General features: G+C 60.5%; 3 protein-coding genes. All 3 read right to left on the bottom strand.

The genetic code is table 11. The annotated features are described in order from the left end of the window. Positions 1-1,394, bottom strand: a 1,394-nt coding sequence (locus V8352_RS21495) for a SulP family inorganic anion transporter (protein ID WP_336426299.1), incomplete at its 3' end; no start/stop codon positions are given. Between the two features lie 34 nt (positions 1,395-1,428). After that, positions 1,429-2,352 (bottom strand): MBL fold metallo-hydrolase, encoded by a 924-nt coding sequence (locus tag V8352_RS21490; RefSeq protein ID WP_336426298.1) that lies wholly within the window; start codon positions 2,350-2,352, stop codon positions 1,429-1,431. Next, the coding region (locus V8352_RS21485; protein WP_336426297.1) for a DUF6691 family protein at positions 2,352-2,581 on the bottom strand (230 nt) is incomplete at its 5' end. The genes V8352_RS21490 and V8352_RS21485, both read right to left, overlap by 1 nt.

Below are 2,581 nucleotides of genomic sequence, written 5' to 3'. Positions count from 1 at the left end.
TGCACGAGGATCGAGGTGATGACCCCCGCGCTCACCCCGGCCTCGACGCCGAAAAGCAGCGTCAGCAGAATCGTCAAACTGACGGCGGCGAAATCGGCATGGCTGAAGGCCCAGGCGCGTTTGAGGATCGAAAGATCGACAAGACTTAGCACAGCGACAATGATCGTGGCGGCGAGTGTGGCCTTGGGCAGAAAATAGATCAGTGGCGTGAGGAACAGTGCCGCCAGCGCCAACCCCACAGCAGTAAAAGCTCCGGCTGCAGGCGTCTCAGCCCCAGCATCAAAGTTCACANGAAAATAGATCAGTGGCGTGAGGAACAGTGCCGCCAGCGCCAACCCCACAGCAGTAAAAGCTCCGGCTGCAGGCGTCTCAGCCCCAGCATCAAAGTTCACAACAGAACGCGAAAACCCACCTGTGACCGGAAAGCCTCCGGTGAAAGCAGCGCCGAGGTTGGCGCTGCCCAGTCCGATCAGCTCCTGATCTGGATCGATGCGCTGGCGCTTCTTGGCGGCCAGCGTCTGTGCGACTGAGATGCTTTCGACGAAGCCGATGATCGAGATCAGCAGCGCCGGAACGAATAGCTGCGACAGCAGGTCGGGCGAAAAGGAGGGCAGGGTGAGCGGCGGCAGGCTTTGCGGGACTTCCCCGACAATTGCCACGCCCTTCGCGCCCAAATCAAAGCCCCAGACCGCCAGCGTGGTGCCAACAATAGCCAGCACCGGCCCCATCTTCGCCCCGATATCCGCCATGCGCGGCCCGAGCCCCGCGCGCCACAGCAGCGGCTTGAGCCCACCGCGCACCCAGAACAAGAAGGCCGTTGCAGTAACGCCCAACACTACGCTGATGAAATTGATTTCTCCCAGATGCGCCCAGAGGCTGGTGAGAATCTCGACCAGCGTGTGGCCCTCGGCTTGTATTCCGAGAATATGCCGTAACTGGCTCGCGGCGATCAGGATGCCGGACGCGGTGATGAATCCCGTAATAACCGGATGCGACAGGAAATTCGCCAGAAATCCCAGCCGAAACAGCCCAAGCGCCAGCAGCATCGCGCCTGACAGGAAGGCCAGCGTAAGCGCCGCCGTTAGATAGCCCGCTGTGCCACTTTCCGCGATATTGCCCACTGCGGCCGCCGTCATGAGCGACACCACTGCAACCGGCCCCACCGCCAACGCTCGGCTGGTGCCGAAGATCGCATAGAGCACGATTGGCGCGATGGAGGCATAAATACCCGCCTCGGGCGGCATCCCGGCCAGCAGCGCATAGGCCAGAGACTGCGGGATCAGCATGATCGTCACGATCACTGCGGCCACCATGTCACCGGTGAACTGACCGCGATCATAACCGCGGCCCCAATCGAGGATCGGTAGGTATCGTGAAAGCGGGGGCAAACTCATGTCACGCTATCCGTCAAGAGGGAGGGCCGCCCGGTCAGGTTCCGTCAAAGCGGTTCACCGGTAGCTTCAGGTAGTGGTTGCCGTCATCCTCAGCTGGTAGCAGCCTGCCGCCGCGCAGGTTGACCTGCAATGCTGCCAAAATGCGGTCGGGCAGGGACAGCGTCGCGTCGCGCTTCTGCCGGCGTTTGATAAAGTCCTCGCGCTTGGTGCCATCCTTTACGTGGATGTTTTTGGCCTTGTGATCGTCGATTGTGGCCTCCCACATCGGCTCCTTGCGCTCTTTTGTGCCATAATCGTGACCAATGTAGAGCCGCGTATTGCCGGGCAGGGCGAGGATGTTCTGAATGGAATCCCAAAGCTCTGTCGTCTTGCCGCCCGGAAAATCAGACCGTGAGGTGCCGGCATCTGGCTGCATCAGCGTGTCATGCACAAATGCCGCATCGCCACAGACATAGGAAATTGATCCCAGCGTGTGACCGGGCGACAACATCACCTTTGCATCCAACTCGCCGATCTTAAAGATCTGCCCCTCTTGGAATAGGTGATCGAAATCGCGATCCGGATCAAAGGCATCGGGCAGGTTGTAAAGGTCGGCCCAGATCTTGGCAATCTCTGGCACCAGCGCGCCGATAGCGTTGGGTGCGCCCGTGCGCTCCTTCAGATGAGCCGAGGCCATGACGTGGTCCGCATGGGGGTGGGTGTCGAGTACCCATTCCACGGTCAGTCCTTCGTCCTTCACGATATCCAACACCTGATCCATGCTCTCGGTCGAGAAGCTATAGTTCTTTGGATTGAAATTCCAAACCACATCAATCAGCGCAGCCTTCTTGGTCGCCGGATCGGCGCAGATGTATTGGATCGACCCTGTGTCAGGCTCGTAGATACCCCAGACGTCGGGGCTGCCCGGGCCGGTCGAGGGGGAGCGGCGCACGACGGGGGTGTTCAGGTGGTCGCTCATTAGGCGGCTCCTTCTTTTGGTGTGGGTGTCAGGTTAGGTGTGTGGCGTGCGGCCCACATGCCGGCCAACATGAAAGGCACAAAGATCAACGTGCCGGTGGCCACCATCGGCAGCGCGGTCAGCGCAGGACCTGGGCAAAAGCCGCCCAAGCCCCAGCCGATGCCAAAGATCGTGGCGCCGGTGACCAACTTGGGTTCGAGATCGGTGCGAGTTGGGAGCCGGAATGTGT

This window comes from Roseovarius sp. D0-M9 (genome assembly GCF_037083805.1).
In the GTDB taxonomy this organism is placed as follows: domain Bacteria; phylum Pseudomonadota; class Alphaproteobacteria; order Rhodobacterales; family Rhodobacteraceae; genus Roseovarius.
Note: the sequence above shows the minus strand (reverse complement) of the source record. Positions and strands in the feature narration are given on the sequence as shown.

What these genes read in the sequence shown, in the direction of transcription:
- V8352_RS21490 (WP_336426298.1), bottom strand. Translation starts at nt 2,352, where the DNA reads ATGAGCGACCACCTGAACACCCCCGTCGTGCGCCGCTCCCCCTCGACC.